Here is a 25,948-nt window from a genome sequence, read left to right as displayed (position 1 = left end):
GCTGGCGGTATTTTTTTGCCTGGAGAAAAGCTCATGCCGTTCATCGTCATCAACCGCACCAATGCCCTGGACCCGATCCGCACCTTGGAGTACGCCACCGAAGTCGAAGCGGATGCTGCAGCCCGGGAGCTGCTGAAGAGCCAGCCTGGCGCCGAGGTGCTGACCGCGCAACTGATCAAACGCTATTCGGCGCAGGTCAGTGTCACCGTGCAGCAAGCTGAGGAAAGCGGCGCAATTGTTTCAGAAGAGGAGGCTCGCCAATGAGTACTCCACGCGGCGTTCGCAACCGCAATCCCGGCAATATCGACTTCAACCCTCGCAATGACTGGCAGGGCCAGATCGGCAAGGAGCCCGGTGGCCGCTTCGCCATCTTCGACACGCCGGAAAACGGCATCCGCGCTCTGGGTAAGCTGCTCATCAATTACCGGGGCAAGGACGGCATGCCTGGCGTGGGTGGGAAGGGCATCGACACGGTGCTCGAGACTATCAACCGCTGGGCGCCGAGCAACGAGAACGACACCCAGGCTTACGCCGGCGCCGTGGCCAAGCGGATTGGCGTGCGCACCACTGACCCGATCAACATTAAAGACCCGGCCACGCTGCGCGGGATGGTGGTCAGCATCATCATCCACGAGAACGGCGGCAATCCGTATCCGGCTGCGATCATCGATGAAGGTGTGCGGAGGGCGCTGGCATGACGATCAAGACGATCGGCCGCTGCCTGGGGCAGGCTGATGATGGTTCGCTGTGGTTCTTCTGCAGCGGGTGCAGACTTCCGCACAGCCTGAACGTAGGAGCGGGTTCCGGCCCTCGGTGGGGATACAACGGCAACGCCGAGGCGCCCACCTTTACGCCGTCCGTTTTGAGCCGCTACCGGATGGGCAGCAAGGAAACGGTCTGCCATTCCTTCGTCACCGATGGTCGCATCCAGTACCTGAGCGACAGCACCCATCCACTTGCTGGCCAGACGGTAGACCTACCTGACTGGGAGGCAGCATGGAACAACTGGTAGCAAAATACAGCGTGCCCCTTCGCTGCATTGCCCTGCTGCTGCTGTTGGCGTCCTACTTCGGTGTCTACCAGCATGGTCGGTCGGTAGAAAGGGCGGAAGCCTCCGCCGCTTCGGCAGAACGAGACAGCGGCGACCGTCTAGCCGAAGTGATCGGCGAGCGCGGCGCCCGCCAGGAAGAACATCGACGCGCCCAGGCGCAGGAGGAGGCGCGAGCCCATGCACAAGAAGAACGAACGATTGCTGATACTGGCGCTGCTGGCGCCGATGCTGCTGGCCAGCGGCTGCGCGACGAAGCAGGAAAGCTCGCCGCCACCGTCAGTTGCCCCGGCACGGATACCGCCGCTGTCGCCCGAGGCCAGGCAGCCACCCGCGCCGCCATGGTGCTCTCCGACTTGCTCGCACGGGCTGATGAACGAGCGGGAGAGTTGGCGAAAGCTTATGACCGTGCCCGAACAGCCGGGCTGACATGCGAAGCGGTGTATAATGCTTTGACTCACTGATCGGAGCACAGTGGCGGCACAACAAGCTGAGCAACTGCTTGCAGACTTCTTATTTGCTGTCTTCTTTCTTGAGTTGCTGTTGCGCCAAAGTGGCAGCCTCTTTAGGCGTAAAATTTCCCGATCCGATTAGCAGCACCGCCGAAAGCCCAGTGGCGCAAACAATAGTTATGGTATTGTTTGAGAACTTCTTGTGAATGGAGATGGTCGCTGTTGTGACAAAGATTAAGCCGATCACGAAAATAAAATTCAGGGTCTTGGCTGAGAGATCCTCGACATAGGCGAATGTTGCTAGGCACCCAACAAGAAATAAAATAGATATCGCCGTGCATACGATCGGAGTGTCCTTTAGGGTGTGCGTCCTTTCTGGAGTTGTTACCTCGGCTCGTAACAAAGATGTATCAAACCCTTGGCTTTGCGTGTAGTTCTGAATGGTTCTAATGTCGTCAGCCAGCTTTGAAATTTTTTGAGGGTCAAGTGGATTGTTCATTTTGAACTACTCGACAGAGCTCCGGAGACCACGCGGTCAACATCGGCCGATGCGGCATTCCCGCTCCATTGATCCTTGGAGTCCTCTCCTTTAATAACCAGTATTCTGTTATTTTCTAATGAAAGGCTGGTTCCTTTGAATCTTACGTTTCGCATGTCGCCGCCGACGATTTTCTGCGGTATGACATTAAGGATTTCCCCGACGGACTGATGCGGAGGCATTACTTCGACTTTGCCGTGGTCTTTCCCGTTGAGAGTGAATTCATATACCGCACCTTCTCCTGTAGATGGATATATTTTGGTGTGAATAGATATTCCGTTTGCGAGGTATTGCTTGAGTCTGGATTCGAATAGCTCTGCATACTTTTTAAGCTTGCCGGTCTGGTTCATGGTAGCGCTCGCAAGTATGAGTTAAAAGTTCATATTGTTTATGAATGGTAGCAGCGTAACTATAGCTGGGCCAGATAATTTTGCCGCACTTTCGGTTAGCTGAATTGTTTCATTAATGTTGGCAATTAGCTCGAATACAGATTTCATAAATCCTTTCGAGTTGTCGTCAACTTGATCTCTGAGTTGAGGGCTGTGGCGAGATAATGCCCCTATCACTCTGTCTACTTCGTCTTCTAGACCTTGAACGCCTGAGATTTTGTAGGAAATTAACGCCTGCCGGAGAGATTCAAGATTTTTTTGGAAGAGCTTCTTCAGCTCAGGGGGCAGGGTAGAGCTGATGCAGTCGCGAAGTAAATGTTCAAGCTTTTCGATAAACTCAATGCATTGCTCAGAACTCAACCGAAACTTTCCATGCTTGGGCTCTAGCACATGGTTACCAAAAGCCAGGGCGTTCAAAGTGGCGTCGTCCAGAAGCAGCTTAGAATTTGTCCATCTGACACTGAGGTCAATTTTTGCAAAAAGTTGGTCGATCTTTTGAAAGGGTGCCAAGTAAATAGTCTGATCGCCTTCAATGCCCTCTTTGATCGCCTGCTTGGCCTGTTCTTGCAGGTGGATCACATCTGCTATCCGCCTGAGCAGCGCGCCAGTGTCACCTAGCGGGGCATCCAGGACCACACGCCAGACCTCATGGACAAAAGCGCTTTCCTTGTGGCCACGCGCCTCACGGAGAACGTCGTGCAGTCGACCTACTGGATTATTCTTGATTTCCATTGCTTTCTCTAGCGCAAGCCTTTCTAGGATCTGTCGTCAGGGGGAGTGCAAGAGCATGCCCTCGCCGCCCCTCTTTGCGGTGTTGAAATGCTATCAAAGATCTTGGGGGAATTTTGGGGGAATGGATCCCCCGAATGGTGTGGAATTCTGTTGCGTCACCTTGCGTTGAACTCACTGATTTAATTGCATTTTACAAAATTCACCCGAAAAAATAAGAGGCCAAAAACGGATTCGAAATCCGTTGTACTGGCAACAGTACCTAGGGTTCAAATCCCTATCTCTCCGCCATACAAGATGAAGCCCCTGGAAGCGAAAGCTTTCAGGGGCTTTTTCGTTTTCGGCACCGATGAAGCCGTGTGACGCATCCGCTCCGATGCAGGCCACCGCCAGCGGCGGGGCCTGTGGGCCGGCTCAGAATGCCAGGCCAACCTTCACACCAAACTCGTCCCGCTTGAGTTTGGTGTTGTCAGCAACCGGTGAATCCTCGTCGAGCTTGTACTCGGTGCGTGTGTAGTACACACCCGCCTGGATCGGCATGCCGCCCTGCTGGTTCATCAGCAGCGTCACCTCCGCATAGGGGTTGGTGCGGTCCTTCATATCAACGCTGTCGCTGCCGAAGTCATCGACTTTCAGGCGTGCACGACCATCGATGGTATGACGGGCACCGACTTCCACTCGCAGGGTGGACGCATCAAACTGGTGGTTGTAGCCCAGCGCTGCCTTGGCGAACGGCGACTTGTAAGTGAGCTTGGTGTCCAGATCATTGATCTCGGGCTCGAAGCGGGTCCAGCTGTAGCCACCGCCGACGATGACGTCGACGAAGTTGCGCGCATCCAGCGCGGCGCGCCAGCCGAGGTCGAGATCGGCCTGGGCCTCCTTGAGCTTGTTGTCGTTCTTCTTGCCGTATTTGGCTTCAGCACCCATCTGGTAAACGAAGCCGGATTCAGCGGTCATCTTGTTGCCGAAGTTCGCAAACACGCCGCCTTGGCCCAGATGCTCCTTGTCGGAGTCGCTTCCGCCTTCGAACTTGAACGTGTCGTAGGAGCCCAGCAGGCCGAAGGTGAAGAGGGGGTCCGTGCTTGGGGCAGCCAGTGCGGCCAGAGGAGTGCTGAGCAGCACCAGGGCGCAGGTATGACGCAGCATTTTTGCAGTGAACATTCGCGAAATGTCTCCATGACATGTGAAAAAAGAGTCAACGGCGATTTCGAGACGACTTATTTCGCGAAAGTTCAGAAAAATGAGGATTTAGCGCATCGCCGCCAGCTTGATCCCGAACCCCACCAGGCAAGCCCCCGCCAACCGCTCGAACAGATTGGCAATCCGCGGATTGGCGCGCATGCGTTCGGCCAACTGATGCGTCAGCACCACCGCAATCAACCCATAAATGAATGTCACCACCGCTACGGTCGCGGCCAGGAAGCCGAAGGTCACCAGCCCCTGGTGCTTCACCGGGTCGACGAACAGCGGGAAAAACGCCATGTAGAACATGATCGCCTTGGGGTTGAGCAGGGTGATCATCATGGTCTGGCGCAGGTACTGGCCATGGTCCATGCGGCTGGCGCGCGGGGCGCCGCCGGGTTTGCTCAGCAGCATCCGCAGGCCCAGGTAGGCCAGGTACGCGGCGCCCGCCCACTGCACTACGTGAAAGGCGGCGGGGTAGGCGGCCAGCAGGGTTGCAACACCGGCCACGGCCAGCCACAGCAGCACCTGGTCGCCCAGGATCACCCCGCAGGTCGCCGCCATGCCGGCCTTGATGCCGCCCTTTCCGGTGGCGGTGATCAGGGCGAAATTGCCGGGGCCGGGGATGGCCAGGACGATGATGAAGGCGATGACGAATGCGCCGTAGTCGGTGACGCCGAGCATGGGGGAACTCCTGTAAAGGCAGTGCGAAGGCAGGACCGTAGACTATCGCGCTTTCACTTCACCGTCAGGTCAGAAGATCAAACCCATCAGGGCCGCAGAGCGGCCCTGATGGCAACTTCAGCGGCTCATTCCTTGATTTCGCGGGTGAGCCTGGAAGACCAAGGGCACCAGTGCCCGCCAGGCAGGAAGGCCCCGCCAGCTTCGTCCAGGTGGTCTTCAACGTATTGCGTGGTTGCATCGCAGACTTCGATGGCCATTTCGAAGAAGTTGATGGTGTCCGGGTCCAGGTAGAAGCTCCAGCGTGGGTTGTAGGGTTGCTGCCGCTTGATCAAGCGGCCATGGACGTGGATCTTGTGTTGTTCCTCGCCAGAGAGGATTTTGCGCGCCTCGGCAATGCGCCCTTCATTGGTCAACCTGAAGATAAACTCCGGTGCGTTATCGTCGGTGGTCAGTGCGAAAAAGGCTTCCATGCAACGTCTCCTGAGTACGGGGGGCCGAAATGGCGTGTTTGCGCACTCAGGTATAGAGGTGGGGGCGCAGATCGCAACACCCCACGTTGAGAGGTTCACGTTTTCAGCAGCCCGGTATCCCGCCTTTGTGAGGGACTTCACGACCACGACGCATTTTGTCGATTTACCCCTACAGCTTGGATCCAATGCCCCGGTTCTGTATCATCCCGCGGCCATCAGAATGATGGCTGATGATTCATTTAAAGGACTGAGTAATGAAAAAGCTGTTCAAGGCCACCGTAGCCGTTGCTGTCGTTTCGGGCGTTGCCCTGCTGTCCGGTTGCACTGGCCAAGTCTACAACCAGCAGAAAAACTGCTCGTACGACTACCTGTTCCACCCTTCGGTTTCCATCTCCAAGGTCATCGGTGGCTGCGGCCCGATCGACAAGCTGCCTCAGCCGCAGTGATCTTGGTGGCTCCCTGATCGCGTCGCTTGCGACCTGATCCAAGGCCCCCAGCCATGCAGATGGCTGGGGGTTTTTGTTTCTCAAGCGTGACAACCTGCCGCTGGGACAACCTGCCGCCTTGCCTCGGCCCACGCAATTTGTTTGTGCTGGCATTTCATATACAATCAGCGAAACGATTCAGCCCTGTCGAGTCAATTCGACAAAAGCCTGGGTCGTTTTCTGGTTCTTTAAGCCGCTGAACAATGATCACAACAAGCCTGCGCGGAAGAACACGAAGCACCTGGGCCAGCCACAGGCCCTACCTCCGTTCTACTGACTGGAATTGATCAATGTTCAAGAAAGCTGGCAAGACCTTGCTGGGTCTGGCTGTCGCTGCGAGCTTCATGCAAGCGCACGCCGCAGAAACCAAGAAAGTCGATGTGCTGCTGGTCGGCGGCGGCATCATGAGCTCCACCCTGGCCGTGTGGCTGCACGAGCTGGAGCCAAGCTGGTCGATGGAGATGGTCGAGCGCCTGGACGGCGTCGCCGAAGAAAGCTCCAACGGCTGGAACAACGCTGGTACCGGCCACTCTGCGCTGGCCGAGCTGAACTACACCCCCGAAGACAAAGACGGCAACGTCAACATTTCCAAGGCCATCGAAATCAACGAAGCCTTCCAGATCTCCCGCCAGTTCTGGTCGTGGCAGGTCCGTCAGGGCGTGCTGAAGAACCCGCATTCGTTCATCAACACCACCCCGCACATGAGCTTTGTCTGGGGCGATGACAACATCAAGTTTTTGAAGAAGCGTTACGACGCGCTGCAGGCCAGCCCGCTGTTCCGCCCGATGCAGTACTCCGAGGACCACGCGCAGATCGCCAAGTGGGTCCCGCTGATGATGGAAGGCCGCGACCCGAACCAGAAGCTGGCGGTGACCTGGACCCCAATCGGCACCGACGTCAACTTCGGCGAGATCACCCGCCAGTTCGTTGGCCACCTGAAGACCCAGGACAAGTTCACCCTGCAACTGTCCAGCGAAGTCCAGGACATCACCCGCAACAAGGACGGCTCCTGGCACGTCGAGTACAAGAACCTGAAGGACGGTACCGAATCGGCCACCGACGCCAAGTTCCTGTTCATCGGTGCCGGCGGCGGCGCGCTGAAGCTGCTGCAGAAGTCGGGCATTCCTGAAGCCAAGGAATACGCAGGCTTCCCGGTGGGCGGCTCGTTCCTGGTAACCGAGAACCCGACCATCGCCATGCAGCACATGGCCAAGGCCTACGGCATCGCCTCGACCGGCGCGCCACCCATGTCGGTACCGCACCTGGACACCCGCGTGCTGGATGGCAAGCGCGTGATCCTGTTCGGGCCATTCGCCACCTTCTCGACCAAGTTCCTGAAGAACGGTTCGTACCTGGACCTGCTCAGCAGCACCACCCTGCATAACGTATGGCCGATGACCAAGGTCGGTATTGAGCAGTACCCGCTGGTCGAGTACCTCGCTGGCCAGCTGATGCTGTCGGATGACGACCGCTTCGAAGCGCTGCGCACCTACTTCCCGGACGCCAAGAAGGAAGACTGGAAACTGTGGCAGGCCGGCCAGCGCGTGCAGATCATCAAGCGTGATGCAGACAAGGGCGGCGTGCTCAAGCTGGGCACTGAAGTCGTCGCTTCGCAAGACCGCACCATCGCTGGCCTGCTGGGCGCATCGCCAGGTGCCTCGACCGCAGCGCCGATCATGCTGAACGTGCTGGAAACCGTGTTCAAAGAGAAAGTTGCCACCCCTGAATGGCAAGCCAAGATCAAAGAGATCGTGCCTAGCTACGGTACCAAGCTGAACGATTCGGCTGCTGCCACCCAGAAAGAGTGGAACTACACCGCTGAAGTCCTGCAACTGGAGAAGCCGCCGGTGATCGACCAGAGCGTCGGTACCACCACGGGCGTGAGCCAGCCGGTTGAAAGCAAGCCTGAGAACGACATGGCGCTGTAAGCGGTAGTGTTGTGATCGAAAGCCACGGGGGTGACCTCGTGGTTTTTTTTTGCCTGTGCCGGCCGCTTCGCGGGTGAACCCGCGCACACAGTATTGTGGCGAATTTGAAGGGAGCGCTGGGCCTGTGGGACGGCCTTACCCGCGCAAGGGCCGGCGCTGAATCAATGCTGACTCAGGATGCAGGCCAGCAACCCGGGGAACCGTTCGTCGAGCATTTCGCTGCGCAGTGAATTCATGTGGGTGGTGCCGACATTGCGTGTATGCACCAGCCCTGCATCGCGCAACACGCGAAAATGATGGGACATGCTCGATTTAGGCCGGCCGCCGTCAAGCTCGCCACAGCTGGCTTCGTGGACGCCCGCCAGGTGGCGCACGATTTCCATGCGCACGGGGTCGCTCAAGGCGTACAGCAGGCGCTCGAGGATCAGGTCTTCAGGGTTGGGGTGTTTGTAGGCTCGCATGGTTGCCATGATAACGGGGGTTTCATTAATTGCCATAGTTCGATTATGATCGAACTATAGTATTCAGATGAACCCGGAGTTTTCCCATGTCCGCACTGTTCGAACCCTACACCCTCAAAGACGTCACCCTGCGCAACCGCATCGCCATCCCGCCGATGTGCCAATACATGGCCGAGGACGGCGTAATCAACGATTGGCACCAGGTGCATTACGCCGGCCTGGCCCGTGGCGGTGCCGGCCTGCTGGTGGTCGAGGCCACTGCGGTGGCGCCGGAAGGGCGCATCACCCCCGGTTGTGCCGGTATCTGGAGCGACGCCCACGCCCAGGCCTTCGTGCCGGTGGTGCAGGCGATCAAGGCCGCAGGCTCGGTACCGGGCATCCAGATCGCCCACGCCGGGCGCAAGGCCAGCGCCAACCGCCCGTGGGAAGGTGACGACCATATCGCCGCCGACGACGCGCGCGGCTGGGACACCATCGCCCCGTCGGCCATTGCGTTCGGCGCCCACCTGCCGAAACAACCGCGTGAAATGACCTTGGGCGACATCGCCCGGGTCAAGCAGGACTTCGTCGATGCCGCACGCCGTGCGCGGGATGCCGGGTTTGAGTGGATCGAGCTGCACTTCGCCCATGGCTACCTGGGCCAGAGCTTCTTCTCCGAACACACCAACCAGCGCACCGACGCCTACGGTGGCAGCTTCGAAAACCGTAGCCGCTTCCTGCTGGAAACCCTGGCAGCGGTGCGTGAAGTCTGGCCGGAAAACCTGCCGCTGACGGCGCGCTTTGGTGTGCTGGAATATGACGGTCGCGACGAGCAGACCCTGGATGAGTCCATTGAGCTGGCGCGCCTGTTCAAAGCCGGTGGTTTGGACCTGCTGAGTGTCAGCGTCGGCTTCACCATCCCGCAAACCAATATTCCATGGGGCCCGGCGTTCATGGGGCCGATTGCCGAGCGCGTGCGCCGCGAGGCCGGAATTCCGGTGACCTCGGCATGGGGCTTTGGTACGCCGCAGCTGGCGGAAGGGGCGCTGAAGGCCCATCAGCTCGACCTGGTGTCGGTGGGGCGTGCGCATTTGGCCGACCCGCACTGGGCGTATTTCGCGGCCAAGGAGCTGGGCGTGGAGAAAGCCTCCTGGACCTTGCCAGCGCCTTACGCTCATTGGCTTGAGCGTTATCGCTGATGCTGGAAGGGGCCGCACAGCGGCCCCGTCTCAAAACCTGTCTAAGCGATACGCCTTCAATTCGGCATGAAGCTCCCGGTCAGCCAGCCTACCCACCCATTGCGCCGTCACCGCCGCCTGGGTCAGCCCCAAGTGCTGATGCCCGAACGCAAGCAGTACCCGCCCATCGCACACCCGGTCGATCACTGGCAACGAATCCGGCAGCGAAGGCCTGAAGCCCATCCACGGCGTCGCCCCTTCGGCACTCAAGTCTCGCTGGAACAAGCCCTGGCTCAACCGGTGCAGCTGCCACGCCCGCTGCATGCTCGGTGGTGCATCGAGCCCGGCGAATTCCACCGTACCGGCCAGGCGCAAGCCGTCGGCCATCGGCGTCATGATGAACTTGCGCTCCAGCGAGGTGACGGCGAACGGCAAGCGTTGTTGCTCGCCAGGCAGCATCAGGTGATAGCCACGCTCGGTGTCCAGCGGTACGCGTTTGCCGGTCAGCGCTGTGGTCAGTGGCCGGGAGTGCGCGCCACCACTGATCAGCACCTGGCGCGCATGGAACGTACCTTGATCGCTGAAGAGCTGCACCCCATTGCCATTCAGTTGCCCGCCATCGACCTGCGCCTGGACGAAGCGCACGCCATTGGCCTTGGCCGCTTCGAACAGTGCGCAGACCACTTGGTAGGGGTCGATGAAATGCCCTGTGCGGGGGAAGAACAAGCCGCCCTGGATCGAGGTACTCAGCTGCGGCGCCGCAGCACGCACGGTGTCGGCCGACCAGAAGTCCACCTGCACGTTCTGCTGCTGCATGCGTGCACGCAGGGTGTCCAGCGCTGCACGCGACTCGGCGCGTTCAAACACCAGCAACGAGCCATCTTCCTTGAACAGGTCGCTGCGCCCGAGTGAACCGAGCAGGCGTTGCCAGGCGCCGAGGCTGCCTTCGTTCAGCGCCCGAATGCCGGCCACACTGCGCTGGAACGGCGCCGGGCGCAGGTTGAGCAGCAGCCGGGTGAACCAGGGCAGCGCCTTGGGCAAGTATTTCCAGTCCAGGCGTAGCGGGCCCATCGGGTCCAGCAGCATGCGCGGCAGCCGTTTGAGGATCGACAGGTCGGCAATCGGGAATACCTGCTCGGTGGCCAGGTGCCCGGCGTTGCCGTAGGAGGCTCCGTGGCCCGGTGGCTGGCGGTCGATCAGCAGCACACGGCGGCCTTGGCGGGCCAGTTGCAAGGCGCAGGCGACGCCGACAATGCCGGCGCCGACCACGGCGATATCGGTCTCAGGGGAGGCATCGAGCATCATTCAGCGTTCCCGTTTGCCGTCGAGCAAGCGCCGCAGCTGCAGCGGGTTGCCGTGTTTCAACGCCTGCGGCAGCAAGGCGTCGGGGAAGTCCTGATAGCACACCGGGCGCAGGAAACGCAGGATCGCCGCCGTGCCCACCGAGGTGCTGCGGGCGTCGGAAGTGGCCGGGAACGGCCCGCCGTGGACCATCGCGTCACACACTTCCACCCCGGTCGGCCAGCCGTTGACCAGGATACGCCCAGCCTTGCGTTCGAGCGTCGGCAGCAGGCTGCGGGCGCTGTCGAGGTCGCCATCGTCCAGGTGCAGCGTGGCAGTCAGTTGGCCTTCCAGGTGCTCGGCGACCCGGCGGACCTGCTCATCGCTGTCGCAGGCGACCACCAGCGAGGCGGCGCCGAACACTTCGGCCTGCAACGTGGCATCGGCAAGGAACGCACTGGCCTGGGTGACGAACAGCTGCGCCTGGCACTGGTTCGGGCCTTGTGGAGGTTGGCCACTCGCCGCGGCCTGGGCATTGGCGTTCTCGGCCAGCGCACCGACCCCGGCTTCATAGGCACTGAAGATGCCGGGGGTGAGCATGGTCTGCGCCGCTGCTTGGCGCACATGCTCGCTGGCGGCCTTCACGAAGCGTTGCAGCGCAGTGCTTTGGCGGGCGATCACCAGGCCGGGGTTGGTGCAGAACTGGCCGGCGCCCTGGGTCAGCGAGGCGACGAAGCCTTGCGCCAGTGCTTCGCCACGGGCCTGCAACGCCGCATCGAACAAGAAGACCGGGTTGATCGAACTCATTTCGGCATACACCGGTATCGGCTCCGGGCGTGCCTGGGCCGCCTGACACAGGGCGATGCCGCCGCTGCGTGATCCGGTAAAGCCGACCGCCTTGATACGCGGGTCGCTGACCAGGGCAATGCCAACGTCGTGGCCGGCGCCATACAGCAGCGAGAACACGCCCTCCGGCAGGCCGCACAGCTGCACGGCGCGAGCGACGGCCTGGCCGATCAGTTCACCGGTGCCTGGGTGCGCACTGTGCGCCTTGACCACCACCGGGCAGCCGGCCGCCAGGGCCGAGGCGGTGTCGCCACCGGCCACCGAGAAAGCCAGGGGGAAGTTGCTGGCGCCAAACACCGCCACCGGGCCCAGGGCCACCTGGCGCTGACGCAGGTCGGCGCGTGGCAATGGCTGCCGCTCGGGCAGCGCGTTGTCGACCCGCACATCCAGCCATTCGCCGTTGCGTACCACGCGGGCGAAGGTACGCAGCTGGCCGCAGGTGCGGCCACGCTCGCCCTGGATGCGTGCCTTGGGCAGGCCGCTTTCGGCGACGGCGCGGTCGATCAGGGCATCGCCCAGCGCTTCGATCTGCTCGGCGATGGTGTCGAGAAAGGTGGCGCGTTGCTCCAGCGAGGTTTCGCGGTAACGGTCGAACGCTGCCCAGGCCAGTGCGCAGGCCTGGGCCACCTGTTCGCCGGTGCCTCCGGCGTAGGCGGGTTCGAGCGCCTGGTTGCTGGCCGGGTCGATGGCGCGGATTGCTTCGCGGCTGCCGGGTACGGCGGTTTGGCCGATCAGCAGGTTGCCTGTCAGGGTCATGGAGCCTCCTTCGGAATCTGGTTCAAATACTCAAGGGCACCCCATCTCCCGTGGGAGTGAGGTGCCCTTGGCCCGGTATCAGGCCAGGTTCTGCTCGGCCGACCAGCTGGCGTACCAGGTGCGGAACAGCGCGTACTGCTGCTCGGCGTAGTTGCGCTGGGCATCGGTGAGCGCGTCGGTTTCGTTGAAGTGCAGGGCGTATTCACGGTCACCGTTGAGCACCATCAGGTGCTTGTAATACAGCACCAGGTCGCAGCCTTCATCGAACGACGACAGCACCGCCAGCGCCGACTCCAGCTCACGCGCCAGGCGTCGGGCCCGGGCGTCGCCCTTGGCGGCCTGCTTGCTCAGGCTTACCAGTTGCAGCACTTCACGCGGCAGGGCGTTGCCGATGCCGGTGATGGCGCCGGTGGCATTGCAGTTGACGAAGCCGTGCACCACCTGGGTGTCGACGCCGACCATCAGGGTCACGTCGTCGTCCTTGGAGGTGATGTGCTCGGCGGCGTAGCGCAGGTCGGCGCCGCCGCCGAATTCCTTGAAGCCGATCAGGTTCGGGTATTCGCGGCGCAGCGCGAAGAACAGGTCGGCGCGGGTGGCGAAGCCGTAGTACGGGCTGTTGTAGATCACCGCCGGCAGCTTTGGCGCGGCCTGCAGAATGGCCGCGAAGTGGTGCTTCTGGGCGATCAGCGAAGCGCCGCGCGACAGCACGCGGGGGATGACCATCAGGCCGGCGGCACCGACCTTGGCCGCGTGGGCGGCGTGGGCCACGGCTTCACGGGTGTTCACCGCGCCGGTGCCGACGATGGTCGGGATGCCGGCTGCCACCAGGCGCGCCACGCCTTCCTGGCGCTCGGCCTCGGTCAGCAACGGCCAGTCACCCATCGAGCCGCAGTACACCACCGCGCTCATGCCGGCTTCGATCAGTTCGCGGCCCTTGCGCACCAGGGCGTCGAAGTCCGGCTTGCGCTCGGCGGTGCACGGGGTCATCAGGGCGGGCATGCAACCGGTGAAGATGTTGTCGGTCATTGTTGTCACTCCTTGCAATGTTCAGTCGAAAAAAGGCGGGGTCAGATGCCCCAGGCGAAAGGGTCTTGTTCGTCGATCAAGAGGGTGCTGTCAGCGGTCATGTAGGCGCGGCCGGTGATGAACGGGCGAATGCGCTCGCCGTCACGCGTGTAACGGCCATGGAACTGGCTGCCGGTGATGCTCGCCTGCACCCAGGTCTGGCCCTCGGCAAGCTTGCCGTCGGCGGCCAGGCAGGCCAGCTTGGCGCTGGTGCCGGTGCCGCAGGGCGAGCGGTCGTAAGCCTTGCCGGGGCACATGACGAAATTGCGGCTGTCGGCGTCGGCGTCGGCGGCAAACAGCTCGACGTGGTCGATGGGGGCGCCGTGTTCGCCGGTGATGCCTTGGGCTTCGAGGGCCTTGAGCATCGCCCAGGTGTACTCGGTGAGGGCCTCGCGGTTGTCCAGCTCGATGCGCTGGCCATGCTCGGCAACCAGGAAGAACCAGTTGCCGCCCCAGGCGATGTCGCCGTGCACCACGCCATGGCCTGGCACCTCGACCGGCACCTGCTGGCGGTAACGCCAGGACGGCACATTGCCGACGGTGACCGCGCCATCTTCATGCAGGGTGGCGCTGACCTGGCCGACCGGGGTGTCGATCTGGTGCACGCCCGGCGCGATCAGGCCCAGGTGCTGCAGCGAAGCGATCAGGCCGATGGTGCCGTGGCCGCACATGTTCAGGTAGCCGGCATTGTTGAAGAAGATCACCCCGCAGGTGGCGCCTGGCGACACCGGCGGGCAGTACAGCGCGCCGACCAGCACATCGTTGCCGCGGGGCTCCAGCAGGCAGGCACGGCGCCAGGGGTCGTGCAGCTCGCGCAGTTCGTCCCGTTGTTCGGCCATGCTGCGGCCGTGCAGTTGCGGAAAGCCTTTCATCACCAGGCGGGTCGGTTCGCCGCCGGTATGCGAGTCGATGACGTGAACGTGTTTCATGGGCATGTCCATTGGCTAAGGGTCAGGAGGCGACGGCGGCAGGGCGCTGGCCGCTGAAGGTGGCGTCGGCGGCTTCGCTTTCGTCCTCGCCCTCCAGGCGCACCAAGTGGGCGGGCACACCGGTGGCGGCGCCCCAGTAGTAGATGCCCAGGGCGCAGGCTGCGACGACCACGGTGTCGAACGGGTGGCCGATGACGCCCAGGCCACCGAAGTTGCCGAGCCAGGAAAGCAGGATGGTCACGGCGTAGAAGCCGATCAGCCAGGCCGACGAGCGCACCTGCTGGGCCAGTGACAGGTGTTCGGTCGGCACGAACCGGCGGCACAGCAGGTACAGCACGAACATCACGATCTGCAAGGCCAGCAGCCACGACACGGTGTTCCAGCCGGACCAGTAGACGATCAGCGCGGCGATGATGAACGACAGCGGGCCGAGCACACCCATGCCCTTGACCCGGAACGGGCGTGGCATGCCCGGCGCATTGCGGCGCAGGGCGGCGACGGTGACCGGGGCCACGGCGTAGCTCAGTACCAGGGCAGCCGATACCACGTTGATCAGCGCTTCCCAGGAAGGGAACGGCAAGGTCCAGAACACCGACAGGCCAAAGGTCAGCCACAGCGCCGGGCGCGGGATGCCGGACTGTTCATCGATGCGGGTGAAGTACTTGAAGAAGGTGCCGGTCTGCGCCCAGCCGTAGATCACACGCGGGGTGGCGTTCATGTAGATGTTGCCGCAACCGCTGGGCGAGATCACCGCATCGGCGACCACCAGGTAGGCCAGCCAGCCCACGCCCAATGCCAGGGCGATGTCACGGTAGGGCAGGGCCAGTTCCTTGGTCACCGCCGCCCAGCCGTTGCTGAGCATTTCGGTCGGCACGCTGCCGAGGAAGGCCAGTTGCAGCAGGGCATAGATGGCGGTGGACAGCAGCACCGAGAGGATCAGCGCGATGGGGATGGTGCGCTGCGGGTTCTTCACTTCACTGGCCACCGAGATGATCGGCGTCAGGCCCAGGTAGGCAAAGATGATGCCGCCGGCCGACACCGCCATTTCCACGCCGGACATGCCGAACGGGGCGAAGCCGTGGACCTCGAAGTTCTCGGGTTTGAAGAAGGTGAACAGCACACCGATCACCAGCAACGGCACGATGAACTTGAACACGCTGACCAGGTTGTTGGCCTTGGCGAAGGTCTTCACGCTGCGGTAGTTGAGCACGAAAAACAGCCCCAGCAGGGCAAACTGCACCACCCAGCCGAGCACGGTCGGGTCGCTGGAGCCCGCCTTGGTCAGCCCGGGAAACCACGCGGCGGCGTATTGGCGCGAGGCGACCACTTCGATGGCGATCAAGCTGGAAAAGGCGATCAAGGTGATGAAACCCATCAGGTAGCCCAGCAATGGGCCGTGCGAATACACCGGGTAGCGCACCACGCCGCCGGCGCGCGGTAGCGCGGCGCCGAGTTCGCAGTAGACGATGCCCAGCAGCAGCACGGCAAAGCCGCCGAGGAACCAGGACAGAATGCCGGCCGGGCCGGCGATGGCCGAGACGTGGCTGGCGGCGAACAGCCAACCGGAGCCGAAGATGGCGCCGAGGCCGATGAAGGTGAGGTCGAGCAATGACAGCTGTTTCTTGAATTTGCCTGACATGGGTGCGCCTTTTTGTAGGTTTTGGATAGGCAGGTCTGATGTCACGTGATGCGGCTTTTCGGGCCGCGCTCTTGTAGGGATCGGGCGGCTTGCGTGGGGCATAGAGTGGACCGATCGGGGGCGACGGTTCTTGATGGTTTTCTGCAAGGGGGATGACGAAATCGGCACAGTTGTGCAAAAGGCTGGCGGAGGGTCGGGGCAGGTGGATAGGCTGAAGGCCACAGCGGGTGTGCACGCTAGAGGTGTATTGAATTTGCCCGCGAAGGGGCCAGTAGCCTCGCCATGGAGAATCGAGATGACACAAGACCCGCTGGGAACGCTGTTCCAGGCCCTGGACCAGCACCGCCCCGCAAGCCTTGAGGCGCTGTTGGCTGGCGTCTCCCTGCTGCTGCCCATCCTCGACGCCATCCCCAACGCCGCAATCTTCATCAAGGACCCTGACGCCCGCTACGTGTTGGCCAACACCACCCTGGTCCAGCGCTGCGGCCTCAAGCGCCTGCAACCCTTGCTGGGCAAGACCAGCGCCGAAGTCTTTCCGGCGCAATTGGGCCCCGGTTACACCGAGCAGGACCGCCGCGTGCTCAAGGATGGCCTGGTACTGGAAGACCAGTTGGAACTGCACCTGTACGGCAGCCGCGAACCGGGCTGGTGCCTGACGCACAAGCGCCCGCTGTACGACCCGGCAGGCCGGATCATCGGCCTGGTGGGCATTTCGGTAGACCTGCAGTCAGCCGCCGACACCCACCCCGCGTACCAGCGCCTGGCCGCGGTGGACGAGCACATTCGCCGGCATTTTCACCAGCCGATCAGCATGGGCGAGTTGACCCGCATCGCCGGGATTTCCGTGGCGCAACTGGAGCGCTACTGCAAGCGGGTGTTCCACCTCACGCCCCGGCAGATGATCCACAAGGCGCGCCTGGAGCATGCCCACCGCTTGCTGCATAGCGATGTGCCGATCACCGAGGTGGCGATGCAGTGCGGCTACACCGACCACAGCGCCTTCAGCCGCCAGTTCAAGCAGCTGACCGGTTTTACGCCCAGGCAGTACCGTCAGGCGACGGCGAATCAGCTGGGCTGAAACAGTGACTTCGCCTCGTCGAAACACTGCTCGGCGATCGCCGAACGCGGCTCGCTGCGGCGCAGCAGCAGGCCGACCGGGCTGTGGATGCTGGCGTCGGCGATGGGGATGATGCGCATATGGTCGCTCAAGTCTTCCAGCCCGCAACCGAGCGGCATGATCGCGCAGCACACGCCGGTGTTGATCGCCTGCACCAGCTGGAAGCTGGAGTCGCTTTCCAGCACGGCGTTCGGCTCCAGGCTGCGGCTGCGCAAGCTCAGGTCCAGCGATTGTCGGTAATGCATGCCTTTGCTCAACAGGCCCAGCGGAATCTCGCCGAGTTCTTCCCAGCGCAGGGTGTCGGCCTCGAACTGGAAATGCCGGGTGTCGTGCAGCAGGCCCATGGTGGTGGTGCCCAGTTCGATCACTTCGAAGAAATTGGCGTTGACCTGGTCGAGGTAGCAGATGCCCAGGTCGAGCTGGTTGCGGCTCAGGCCATCCATGATCTGCTCGGTGCTGTGCGAGCTGAGCTGGAACTGCAGCTCGGGGTATTTTTCGCGCAGCGGCAGCAGCAGCTGCATAGGGTTGAAACTGGCCAGCGGCACCGTGCCCAGGCGCAGGCTGCCGACCACCTGGCCACGGCAGCTGGCAGCCTCGGCCTGCAGGCCATCGTGGGCGGCGAGCAGGGTGCGGGCCCAGGCCAGGATACGCTCGCCGGCTTCGGTGAAGCCCTCGAAGCGCTGGCCGCGCTTGACCAGCATCAAGTCCAGCTCGTCTTCCAGGTTGCGCAGGCGCATGGACAGCGTTGGCTGGGTGATATGGCACAACGCCGCGGCCTGGCCGAAGTGGCGGGTCTGGTCGAGGGCGATGAGGAACTTGAGCTGCTTGATGTCCATGGGAGTGCCTGGCGTCTGGTTATGCCGACCTTAACCAAGTCAGCGATAGATGTCATTGATCGGGCAGTACGCCATATCGATTGGACGCTGCCGAGTCGTGCCCTTAGCGTGGCGCTACTGCCACTCAAGGAGCCACACCGTGCGCGTCAAATCCGACGCGGTCTTCGTACCGCTCAACATCGCCGTCCTGACGGTCAGCGATACCCGCACCTACGACAACGATACCTCCGGTGAGCTGCTGGCCAGCCGCTCGGTGCAGATCGGCCACCGCCTGGTGGCGCGCGCGCTGCTCAAGGATGACCTGTACAAGATCCGCGCCCAGGTTGCGACCTGGATTGCCGATGACCAGGTGCAGGTGGTGCTGATCACCGGCGGCACCGGCTTTACCGGGCGCGACAGCACGCCGGAAGCCGTGGAGTGCCTGTTCGACCGGCGCATCGACGGCTTCGGCGAACTGTTCCGCGCGCTGTCGATCCTCGATATCGGTACCTCGACCGTGCAAAGCCGGGCGCTGGCCGGCATGGCCAATGGCACTCTGGTGTGCTGCCTGCCGGGTTCGACCGGTGCCTGTCGCACGGCGTGGGAAGGCATCCTGGTGGAGCAGCTGGATGCGCGGCACCAGCCGTGTAACTTTGTCAAACACCTGAAGCCGATCGAGGCCTGCGAAAGCCGTGGCTGACCAGTGCCGGCCTCTTCGCGGGCTTGCCCGCGAAGAGGCCGGCACTGGCACCATCAATGTTCAACTCAATACATGCTCCACCGGCAGCAATGCCGGTGGCAGCGGCTGCACCCCCAATGCACTCAGCACATCGCGCTCGACCGTGCGCACCAGGGCATCGGTTGGCAGGTCGTTCTCGTCCCGCCCGAACGGGTCCTCCAGCTCATTGCCGATCGCATCCAGCCCGAAGAACGTGTAACTCACGAGGGTGGTGAACAGCGGTGCCAGCCAGCCCAGCGGCTCGGCCAAGGCGAACGGCAACAGCAGGCAGAAGATGTAGATGGTGCGGTGCAGCAGCAGGGTATAGGGGAATGGCAACGGCGTGCCCTTGATGCGCTCGCAGGTGGCCTGCACCTCCGTCAGCCCGACCAGGCGTTGCTCCAGCAGGCTGTAGCGCCAGTCGCTGATCTGCTGCTGCTCGGCCAGGCGCGAACACTGCCCACCCACTTCACGCAAGATACCGTCACAGACATTGTGCGCGCTGATCGCGGCAGGGTTGGCCAGCCACGGTCGCGCGGCCGCCACATCATCCTCGTACCGCAGCCGCGCATTCAGTGCATGGGCAAAAGCGCACAGGCTGCGCAGCAACTCGGCACGCAGCGCTTCGTCGGCAATCACCACGCTTTCACGGGCGAACGAGCGGGTCTCGATGATCAGCTTGCCCCAGGCCTTGCGTCCCTCCCACCAGCGGTCGTAGCAGGCGTTGTTGCGAAAGCTCATGAAGATCGACAGTGACAGGCCGAGCAAGGTGAAGGGCGTGGCGCTGACCGGGTAGAAAAACGCCGGGTAGTGGTGCTCGACCAGCACGATCAGTGCGGCCAGCAAGGTGACCATCAGGCAGCGCAAGGCAATGCGCTTGACGATCGACCCCTTGAGGGTGAACAGCACGCGCAGCACATCGGGGCGGGAGTGGACGATCATGGAAGTCCAGAGGCGGCCGATCAGCCGCCGGTCATGTTCATGAAGCGCAGGATCTGCACATCGCCACCCACCTCGAAGTGGTGGCGGTAAGGCTTGAGGTGCAGCGAGGCGCGGATGGCTTTTTCCAGCCGTTCGGCATCACCCGGGTGCGCGCGCAGCACCTGCTTGAGGTCCATCGAGTGCTCGTTGCCCAGGCACAGCAGCAGGCGGCCTTCGACGGTCAGGCGCACGCGGTTGCAGGTGGCGCAGAAGTTGTGGCTGTGCGGCGAAATGAAGCCGACGCGGGTATTTTCCGCTTCCGCCAGGCGCCAGTAACGGGCCGGGCCTTGCGAGGACTCGGTCGATTCGACCAGGGTGAACTGCTCGGCCAGGCGTGCGCGGACCTCGTCGCTGGAGCAGAACGACTCGCCACGCTCGTGCTCGCTGATCACGCCCAGCGGCATTTCTTCGATGAAGGTGATGTCCAGCTCGCGGTCGATGGCAAAGCGCACCAGGTCGACCAGTTCGTGGTCGTTGCGGCCCTTGAGCACCACGCAGTTGAGCTTGATGCGCTGGAAGCCCGCGCGGCGGGCGGCGTCGATGCCGGCGATCACCTGAGCGAGGTCGCCAGTGCGGGTCAGTTGCTTGAAGCGCTGGGTATCGAGGCTGTCGAGACTGATGTTCAGGCGCGACAGCCCGGCGTCGAACAGCGGTTGGGCCAGCCTGCCGAGTTGCGAGCCGTTGCTGGTCATGCACAGTTCACGCAGGCCAGGAAGGGCGGCGATGCGCCCGCACAGGTCGACGATGCCCTGGCGCACCAGCGGCTCACCACCGGTGAGGCGAATTTTGCGGGTACCCAGGGCGACGAAGCGCTCGGCCACCTGGAACAGTTCTTCAAGGCTGAGGATCTGCTGGCGTGGCAGGAACTGCATGTCTTCGGCCATGCAGTAGACGCAACGGAAGTCGCAGCGGTCCGTGACCGACATCCGCAGGTAGTCGATTTTCCGATTGAAGCCGTCGATCAGGGCCCGGCTGTTCTGTTCCACGTTCGCGCTCGGCAGGGAAGGGGTACTAGGTCCACGCTATAACCTGCAGTGCTCCCCGTCAAATTGCTTTCCCCGACTGCTTGATCAATCTCCTCTATCACGACCGCAGCCCGCATCTTTAAAGGGCCTAAAGTATCTCGGCCCTCCATGATCGAAACGGCTTATCACCCCGTAAGGCATTTCGATTGGACGGCCCTATGCCGGCATCCATAGGCTGGAAACAAGCACCGGACGACACGATCCGCTGCACCTTTTCGATGCCCGCGTGAGGATTGACCGCATGAGCCAGGACCAACACATCAGGGACTACAAGGGGCCGGCCGCCGGCTGGGGCGCGCTGAAAAGCGTGACCAAGAGCTGGCTGGGCAGCGACAACGCCTTCAAGAACCTGCGGGCCATGCTCAAGACCAACCAGAACGGCGGCTTCGACTGCCCGGGCTGCGCCTGGGGTGAGTCGCCGGAAAGCGACATGGTCAAGTTCTGCGAGAACGGCGCCAAGGCGGTCAACTGGGAAGCCACCGGCCGTTCGGTCGACCCCGCGTTCTTTGCCAAGTACAGCGTCAGCGCCCTGGCCGAGCAGACCGACTACTGGCTCGAATTTCAGGGCCGCCTGACCCATCCGATGCGCTACGACGCGGCTACCGACCACTACGTCGAAACCTCCTGGGAGGAGGCGTTCGCCCTGATCGCCAAGCACTTGCGCGCGCTCGAATCGCCCGACCAGGCCGAGTTCTACACCTCGGGCCGGGCCAGCAACGAGGCGGCGTTCCTCTACCAGCTGTTCGTCCGCGCCTATGGCACCAACAACTTCCCCGACTGCTCGAACATGTGCCACGAAGCCAGCGGCGTGGGCATGTCGCAGACCCTCGGGGTGGGCAAGGGCACGGTGGTGTTCCATGACCTGGAGCTGGCCGACGCGATCTTCGTCATCGGCCAGAACCCCGGCACCAACCACCCGCGCATGCTCGAACCGCTGCGCGAAGCGGTCAAGCGTGGTGCCCAGGTGGTGTGCTTCAACCCGCTCAAGGAGCGTGGCCTGGAGCGCTTCCAGCACCCGCAGCACCCGTTCGAGATGCTCAGCAACGGCTCTGAACCTACCACCAGCGCGTACTTCCGCCCGGCCCTGGGCGGCGACATGGCAGCGCTGCGCGGCATGGCCAAATACCTGCTGCAGTGGGAGCGCGAAGCCCAGGCCAAGGGTGAACCTGCGGTCTTCGACCATGCCTTCATCGCGCAACAGACCAGCGGTGTCGATGACTACCTGGCGGCGGTGGATGCCACCTCGTGGGCGCACATTGTCGACCAGTCCGGCCTGACCCTGGCCGAGATCGAACTGGCTGCGCGCATGTACCGCAAGGCCGAGCGGGTGATCATGTGCTGGGCCATGGGGGTTACCCAGCACCGCCATTCGGTGCCGACCGTGCAGGAAATCGTCAACCTGCAGCTGTTGCGTGGCAACGTCGGCAAGCCGGGTGCCGGGCTGTCGCCGGTGCGCGGCCACAGCAACGTACAGGGCGACCGCACCATGGGCATCGACGAGAAGCCCAAGGCGGCGTTGCTCGATGCGCTGGAAAAACGCTTCCACTTCCGCGTGCCACGTGCCCACGGGCATAACGCCGTGCTGGCGATCAAGGCCATGGAAGAGCAGCGTGCCAAGGTGTTCATCGGGCTGGGCGGCAACTTCGCCCAGGCCACCCCGGACACCCCACGTACCCACGCGGCGCTGCGTAACTGCGCGCTGACCGTGCAGATTTCCACCAAGCTCAACCGCTCACACCTGGTCACTGGCCGCGATGCACTGATCCTGCCCTGCCTGGGCCGTACCGAGATCGACCTGCAGGCCGGCGGGCCGCAGGGCGTGACCGTGGAAGACACCTTCAGCATGGTGCATATCTCCCATGGCCAACTGCGTCCGCGCTCGCCGCACATGCGGTCGGAGCCGTGGATCGTTGCCGGCATGGCCAAGGCGACGCTGGGTAACCAGCCAATCGACTGGGAGTACGCGGTGGCTGACTACAGCCGCATTCGCAGCATGATCGCCGATGTCATCCCAGGTTTTGCCGACTTCAACGAACGCCTGCAGCACCCGGGGGGGTTCCACCTGGGCAACAGCGCGGCCGATCGCAACTGGCGCACGGCGACCGGCAAGGCGCGTTTCAGTGCCAGCCAGCTGCCTGAGCAACTGGTCAACGCCCAGGTGCTGGCGCGGGGCGAGAAGCCCGACCTGATCCTGCAGACGATGCGTTCGCATGACCAGTACAACACCACGCTGTATGGGCTCGACGACCGCTACCGTGGGGTGTTCGGGCTGCGTGAGGTGGTGTTCGTCAGCGAGGCGGACATCCGCCGGCTGGGCTTCGAGCCGGGCGAGCAGGTGGACCTGGTGTCGCTGTGGGAGGACGGTGTAGAGCGGCGGGTGTCAGGGTTTCGGCTGGTGGCATACGACATCCCCGATGGGCAGGCGGCGGCTTACTATCCGGAGACCAACCCGTTGGTGCCGCTGGAGAGTTATGGCGAGGGGACCTATACGCCGACTTCGAAGTTCGTGGCGATTCGGTTGGAGAAAGCCAAGGCTGACAACCGGATCGAGGCGGTGCTGGCGGCGGATTGATCGTTTGCCTTCCCCGGCCTTATCGCGGATGAAACCGCGATAAGGCCGGCACCGATCAGGATCTATACACCGGATACGCCGTGGTGTACTTCATCTGCTCCATGGCAAAACTGGAGGTGATATTGGACAGCCCCTCGGTGCGGGTGATCAGCTTTTTGTAGAACCGGTCATAGGCCGCAATGTCGCCCACCACCACTCGCAGCATGTAGTCCCAATCCCCGGACATGCGATAGAACTCCATCACTTCCTCGAAGCCCTGCACGGTCGCGGCGAACTGCTCCAGCCAGGCGCTGTCGTGGCGCTGGGTCTTGAGCTGGACGAACACCGTCAGGCCAAGGCCCAGGCGCTCGGGGTCGAGCAGGGCGACGCGGCCGAGGATGTAGCCGTCTTCTTCCAGGCGCTTGACTCGTTTCCAGCACGGTGTGGTGGACAGGTTGACGGCTTCGGCCAGGTCCTTCAGCGAGATCGCTGCGTCGCGCTGGAGCAGGGTAAGAATGTGCTGGTCGAAGCTGTCCATATTGGTCACGGGCCGGTCAGAAAATTATTCCCCCAGAGTACCCCAGCGGTAGAAAAATTTCCTGCAACACCAGGCATTGCCGCGCCGCGTGATTGTGCGATAGTTGCGCCCTTACATCTGCCAATGGGCCCGACCATGTCCGACAAGCCGCGTAATTTCGCCACCCGTACCATCCACGCCGGTGAGCAGTTCAGCGTCGCCGACAACGCGATCTTCCCGCCGATCTACACTGCCAGCTCGTACATCAAGCGCAGCCTCGACGACAACCCCGAGTACGCCTACAGCCGCGTCGGCAACCCGACCCGGCATGCCTACGAAAGCTGCGTCGCGGCGCTGGAAGAAGGCGTTGGCGCGGTGGCCTGCGCCTCCGGGGTCAACGCTACGGCCACGGTGCTGGAATTGCTGCCCAAGGACGCCCACGTGGTGGTGATGAACGGTGTCTACGGCGGCACCTTCCGCATCCTTGAAGACTACCGCGCGCGCACTTCGGGCCTGACCACCACGTACGTCGACCTCAACGATATCGAGGCGGTGGCGGCGGCCATCAAGCCCGAAACCCAGCTGATCTGGATCGAGTCACCGACCAACCCGTTGCTGCACCTGGTCGACATCAAGGCCGTCTGCGACCTGGCGCGGGCGCGTGGCATCCTCACCTGCATCGACAACACGTTCTGCTCGCCCTGGAATCAGCGGCCGATCACCCTCGGCGTCGACCTGGTGATGCACTCGGCCAGCAAGTACATCGGCGGCCATTCCGACCTGACTGGCGGTGTGGTGGTGGCGGCCAATGACGCCCTGCTGGCGCGCCTGCGCAAGATCAGCATGGCCGTGGGGGCGATCCAGGGGCCGTTCGACTGCTACCTGGCCCTGCGTGGCCTGAAAACCCTCGACGTGCGCATGGAGCGCCAGTGCGCCAATGCCCTGCAGGTGGCGCGCTTTCTCGAAGGCCACCCGCAGATCGAGCAGGTGTATTACCCAGGCCTGGAGAGTCACCCGCAGCATGAGCTGTGCAAGCGCCAGATGCGCGCCGGCGGTGCCGTTGTCGCGATGAAGGTCAAGGGTGGCGATCGGGCAGCGCTGAACCGTCTGGTCGAAGCCTTGCAGGTATTTGTCCTGGCTGACTCGCTGGGCGGTGTGGAAAGCATGATCAACCACTCCTGGAGCATGTCGCACAACTCCCTGAGCCCGGAGCAGAAGGGTGTGATGGGCATCACTGAAGGCCTGCTGCGGCTGTCGATCGGGATCGAGGATTACCGCGACCTGATCGAAGACCTGGAGGGGGCATTGAGGGCTTCGGCTGCGGTGTAAAAGCGGGTGGCCCTATTGCCGGCAAGCCGGCTCCCACAAAGTTGTGCGGTACTTGTGGGGGCCTGCCAGCCGGCGATAGGGCCGGTTGATTCAGCACGAATTCATTAAGATTTCGGCGGATGAATGATCCGTTCGATCTTGTCCTTGATCAGCAGGCGCTCCTTGCGCAGGCGGTTGACGGTGTCGTCGTTGGTACCATTGCCTTCGGCGGCGACCACCTCCTTGTCCTTGGCGTTGTATTCCTTGTGCAGCGCATGCAGCGTCTGGTCCTTGTCTATCAGTGCCTGGAATGCATCAGCGGTAACGTGCAAGTCAGCGAGCAGATCATGCGGAACTGGCATTTCTTCACCTCTGTCAGGGTTGTCGTTAAGGTCCTGACCTTTGAGGATAGCCGCCTTTGCGCGGGTAGGGGACTGGGGGTAGGCTGTCGATCTCCCCAACGCCTGGAACCTGTGCCATGCCTCACCTGAACCTGGAATACAGCGACAACCTGCGCGAACTCAACGTCGACGTGCTGCTGCTGCGCCTGAACCACGCCCTGTTTGGCAGCGGCCAGTTTGGCGACGAGGCGGACATCAAAAGCCGCGCCCAGGCATTCAGCCATTACCGGGTTGGCACCGGCCTGGGTGAGCGGGCGTTTGCCCATGTGCGCCTGGCCATCCTCAGCGGGCGCTCGCACGAGGTGAAGCAACAATTGTCAGCCAGCTTGCTTGAAGTGTTGCGTGAAGCCGTCCCGCAGCAGGAGGGCGTGGACCTGCAGCTGTGCGTGGAAGTCCTCGATATCGACCGCGAGCCCTATGCCAAGGCAAGCATCGGCTCGGGCCGAGCTTGACGAGTGCCGGGGGCAACAACCGCC

At 62.6% G+C, this 25,948-nt stretch carries 29 protein-coding genes; 12 read left to right on the top strand and 17 right to left on the bottom strand.

Going from position 1 to position 25,948, the window contains the following annotated elements:
- Positions 1–33: 33 nt before the first annotated feature.
- From ACIPIJ_RS02020 to ACIPIJ_RS02005, 4 genes are read left to right on the top strand one after another with little or no spacing between them, the layout of a single operon-like run.
- Positions 34–264, top strand: coding sequence for a hypothetical protein (locus ACIPIJ_RS02020; protein WP_401072235.1), 231 nt, complete (start codon positions 34–36; stop codon positions 262–264).
- Complete coding sequence (locus ACIPIJ_RS02015) at positions 261–698, top strand: structural protein P5 (protein ID WP_401072233.1); 438 nt, start codon at positions 261–263, stop codon at positions 696–698. Before ACIPIJ_RS02020 ends, ACIPIJ_RS02015 begins: the two co-directional genes overlap by 4 nt.
- Positions 695–1,012: a DUF6527 family protein gene (locus ACIPIJ_RS02010; RefSeq protein ID WP_401072231.1), complete on the top strand. Its 318-nt coding sequence runs from the start codon at positions 695–697 to the stop codon at positions 1,010–1,012. The genes ACIPIJ_RS02015 and ACIPIJ_RS02010 overlap by 4 nt, the downstream gene beginning before the upstream one ends.
- Positions 997–1,512, top strand: coding sequence for a DUF2514 domain-containing protein (locus ACIPIJ_RS02005; protein ID WP_401072229.1), 516 nt, complete (start codon positions 997–999; stop codon positions 1,510–1,512). The genes ACIPIJ_RS02010 and ACIPIJ_RS02005 overlap by 16 nt, the downstream gene beginning before the upstream one ends.
- A gap of 49 nt (positions 1,513–1,561) precedes the next feature.
- Here ACIPIJ_RS02005 and ACIPIJ_RS02000 read toward each other — a convergent pair whose 3' ends face one another.
- From ACIPIJ_RS02000 to ACIPIJ_RS01975, 6 genes are all read right to left on the bottom strand, one after another.
- Positions 1,562–1,999: a hypothetical protein gene (locus ACIPIJ_RS02000; RefSeq protein WP_401072227.1), complete on the bottom strand. Its 438-nt coding sequence runs from the start codon at positions 1,997–1,999 to the stop codon at positions 1,562–1,564.
- Positions 1,996–2,388: a hypothetical protein gene (locus ACIPIJ_RS01995; protein ID WP_401072225.1), complete on the bottom strand. Its 393-nt coding sequence runs from the start codon at positions 2,386–2,388 to the stop codon at positions 1,996–1,998. The genes ACIPIJ_RS02000 and ACIPIJ_RS01995 overlap by 4 nt, the downstream gene beginning before the upstream one ends.
- 21 nt (positions 2,389–2,409) lie before the next feature.
- Entirely contained in the window at positions 2,410–3,159 is a 750-nt protein-coding gene (locus ACIPIJ_RS01990) for a hypothetical protein (RefSeq protein WP_401072223.1), read from the bottom strand.
- 411 nt (positions 3,160–3,570) lie between these two features.
- A complete protein-coding gene (locus ACIPIJ_RS01985) occupies positions 3,571–4,326 on the bottom strand; it encodes an outer membrane beta-barrel protein (protein ID WP_401073402.1) in 756 nt (251 codons plus the stop codon).
- Between the two features lie 78 nt (positions 4,327–4,404).
- Positions 4,405–5,022, bottom strand: coding sequence for a LysE family transporter (locus tag ACIPIJ_RS01980; RefSeq protein ID WP_401072221.1), 618 nt, complete (start codon positions 5,020–5,022; stop codon positions 4,405–4,407).
- A 125-nt stretch (positions 5,023–5,147) separates the two neighbouring features.
- Positions 5,148–5,492 (bottom strand): hypothetical protein, encoded by a 345-nt coding sequence (locus ACIPIJ_RS01975; protein ID WP_401072219.1) that lies wholly within the window; start codon positions 5,490–5,492, stop codon positions 5,148–5,150.
- A gap of 254 nt (positions 5,493–5,746) precedes the next feature.
- Between ACIPIJ_RS01975 and ACIPIJ_RS01970 the strand changes: the two genes are divergently transcribed.
- Both ACIPIJ_RS01970 and mqo read left to right on the top strand, forming a co-directional pair.
- Complete coding sequence (locus tag ACIPIJ_RS01970) at positions 5,747–5,938, top strand: DUF4223 family protein (RefSeq protein WP_008097338.1); 192 nt, start codon at positions 5,747–5,749, stop codon at positions 5,936–5,938.
- Positions 5,939–6,267: 329 nt separating this feature from the next.
- Positions 6,268–7,905 (top strand): malate dehydrogenase (quinone), encoded by a 1,638-nt coding sequence (mqo, locus tag ACIPIJ_RS01965; protein WP_401072217.1) that lies wholly within the window; start codon positions 6,268–6,270, stop codon positions 7,903–7,905.
- A gap of 161 nt (positions 7,906–8,066) precedes the next feature.
- Here the strand turns inward: mqo and ACIPIJ_RS01960 are convergent, their stop codons facing one another.
- On the bottom strand, positions 8,067–8,402 hold the full coding sequence (locus ACIPIJ_RS01960) for an ArsR/SmtB family transcription factor (protein ID WP_401072215.1): 336 nt from the start codon (positions 8,400–8,402) through the stop codon (positions 8,067–8,069).
- 50 nt (positions 8,403–8,452) lie between these two features.
- Here ACIPIJ_RS01960 and xenA point away from each other — a divergent pair, with 50 nt between their 5' ends.
- Positions 8,453–9,544 (top strand): xenobiotic reductase XenA, encoded by a 1,092-nt coding sequence (gene xenA / locus ACIPIJ_RS01955; protein ID WP_401072213.1) that lies wholly within the window; start codon positions 8,453–8,455, stop codon positions 9,542–9,544.
- A gap of 30 nt (positions 9,545–9,574) precedes the next feature.
- Here xenA and ACIPIJ_RS01950 read toward each other — a convergent pair whose 3' ends face one another.
- The 5 genes from ACIPIJ_RS01950 to ACIPIJ_RS01930 all read right to left on the bottom strand — a co-directional run bounded on the left by ACIPIJ_RS01950 (position 9,575) and on the right by ACIPIJ_RS01930 (position 16,039).
- The gene (locus ACIPIJ_RS01950; RefSeq protein ID WP_401073399.1) at positions 9,575–10,825 is read right to left on the bottom strand and encodes an NAD(P)/FAD-dependent oxidoreductase; all 1,251 of its coding nucleotides are present in this window, start codon (positions 10,823–10,825) and stop codon (positions 9,575–9,577) included.
- 3 nt (positions 10,826–10,828) lie between these two features.
- On the bottom strand, positions 10,829–12,406 hold the full coding sequence (locus tag ACIPIJ_RS01945) for an aldehyde dehydrogenase (NADP(+)) (protein ID WP_401072211.1): 1,578 nt from the start codon (positions 12,404–12,406) through the stop codon (positions 10,829–10,831).
- 78 nt (positions 12,407–12,484) lie between these two features.
- On the bottom strand, positions 12,485–13,432 hold the full coding sequence (locus ACIPIJ_RS01940; RefSeq protein ID WP_401072209.1) for a dihydrodipicolinate synthase family protein: 948 nt from the start codon (positions 13,430–13,432) through the stop codon (positions 12,485–12,487).
- A gap of 41 nt (positions 13,433–13,473) precedes the next feature.
- Positions 13,474–14,400, bottom strand: a complete 927-nt coding sequence (locus ACIPIJ_RS01935; RefSeq protein WP_401072207.1) for a 4-hydroxyproline epimerase — start codon at positions 14,398–14,400, stop codon at positions 13,474–13,476.
- Between the two features lie 22 nt (positions 14,401–14,422).
- Complete coding sequence (locus ACIPIJ_RS01930) at positions 14,423–16,039, bottom strand: APC family permease (protein WP_401072205.1); 1,617 nt, start codon at positions 16,037–16,039, stop codon at positions 14,423–14,425.
- A 295-nt stretch (positions 16,040–16,334) separates the two neighbouring features.
- Between ACIPIJ_RS01930 and ACIPIJ_RS01925 the strand changes: the two genes are divergently transcribed.
- Positions 16,335–17,117: a helix-turn-helix domain-containing protein gene (locus ACIPIJ_RS01925; RefSeq protein WP_401072203.1), complete on the top strand. Its 783-nt coding sequence runs from the start codon at positions 16,335–16,337 to the stop codon at positions 17,115–17,117.
- Here the strand turns inward: ACIPIJ_RS01925 and ACIPIJ_RS01920 are convergent.
- On the bottom strand, positions 17,105–17,992 hold the full coding sequence (locus ACIPIJ_RS01920; RefSeq protein ID WP_401072201.1) for a LysR family transcriptional regulator: 888 nt from the start codon (positions 17,990–17,992) through the stop codon (positions 17,105–17,107). The genes ACIPIJ_RS01925 and ACIPIJ_RS01920 overlap by 13 nt on opposite strands.
- Before the next feature lie 139 nt (positions 17,993–18,131).
- On the opposite strand from ACIPIJ_RS01920, the gene moaB reads away from it, so the two are divergent.
- On the top strand, positions 18,132–18,671 hold the full coding sequence (gene moaB / locus ACIPIJ_RS01915) for a molybdenum cofactor biosynthesis protein B (protein ID WP_401072199.1): 540 nt from the start codon (positions 18,132–18,134) through the stop codon (positions 18,669–18,671).
- 60 nt (positions 18,672–18,731) lie between these two features.
- On the opposite strand, the gene ACIPIJ_RS01910 is transcribed toward moaB, so the two are convergent.
- Both ACIPIJ_RS01910 and moaA read right to left on the bottom strand, forming a co-directional pair.
- On the bottom strand, positions 18,732–19,631 hold the full coding sequence (locus ACIPIJ_RS01910; protein WP_401072197.1) for a bestrophin family protein: 900 nt from the start codon (positions 19,629–19,631) through the stop codon (positions 18,732–18,734).
- A gap of 20 nt (positions 19,632–19,651) precedes the next feature.
- Positions 19,652–20,656 (bottom strand): GTP 3',8-cyclase MoaA, encoded by a 1,005-nt coding sequence (gene moaA / locus ACIPIJ_RS01905; protein ID WP_401072195.1) that lies wholly within the window; start codon positions 20,654–20,656, stop codon positions 19,652–19,654.
- Between the two features lie 280 nt (positions 20,657–20,936).
- Here moaA and ACIPIJ_RS01900 point away from each other — a divergent pair, with 280 nt between their 5' ends.
- The gene (locus ACIPIJ_RS01900; RefSeq protein ID WP_401072193.1) at positions 20,937–23,267 is read left to right on the top strand and encodes an FdhF/YdeP family oxidoreductase; all 2,331 of its coding nucleotides are present in this window, start codon (positions 20,937–20,939) and stop codon (positions 23,265–23,267) included.
- A gap of 55 nt (positions 23,268–23,322) precedes the next feature.
- On the opposite strand, the gene ACIPIJ_RS01895 is transcribed toward ACIPIJ_RS01900, so the two are convergent.
- A complete protein-coding gene (locus tag ACIPIJ_RS01895; protein ID WP_401073397.1) occupies positions 23,323–23,784 on the bottom strand; it encodes an Lrp/AsnC family transcriptional regulator in 462 nt (153 codons plus the stop codon).
- Positions 23,785–23,907: 123 nt separating this feature from the next.
- Between ACIPIJ_RS01895 and ACIPIJ_RS01890 the strand changes: the two genes are divergently transcribed.
- Positions 23,908–25,092: a trans-sulfuration enzyme family protein gene (locus ACIPIJ_RS01890; protein WP_401072191.1), complete on the top strand. Its 1,185-nt coding sequence runs from the start codon at positions 23,908–23,910 to the stop codon at positions 25,090–25,092.
- Positions 25,093–25,196: 104 nt separating this feature from the next.
- Here ACIPIJ_RS01890 and ACIPIJ_RS01885 read toward each other — a convergent pair whose 3' ends face one another.
- Entirely contained in the window at positions 25,197–25,433 is a 237-nt protein-coding gene (locus ACIPIJ_RS01885; protein WP_012315725.1) for a YdcH family protein, read from the bottom strand.
- 116 nt (positions 25,434–25,549) lie between these two features.
- Between ACIPIJ_RS01885 and ACIPIJ_RS01880 the strand changes: the two genes are divergently transcribed.
- Positions 25,550–25,924 carry a 5-carboxymethyl-2-hydroxymuconate Delta-isomerase gene (locus ACIPIJ_RS01880; protein WP_401072189.1) on the top strand — a complete coding sequence of 125 codons (375 nt, stop codon included), beginning with the start codon at positions 25,550–25,552 and terminating at the stop codon, positions 25,922–25,924.
- Positions 25,925–25,948 lie beyond the last annotated feature (24 nt).

Origin of the sequence: Pseudomonas sp. NPDC087185 (assembly GCF_044744955.1) — a bacterium.
Classification (GTDB): Bacteria; Pseudomonadota; Gammaproteobacteria; order Pseudomonadales; family Pseudomonadaceae; genus Aquipseudomonas.
This window is presented reverse-complemented; position numbering and strand designations above follow the sequence as displayed.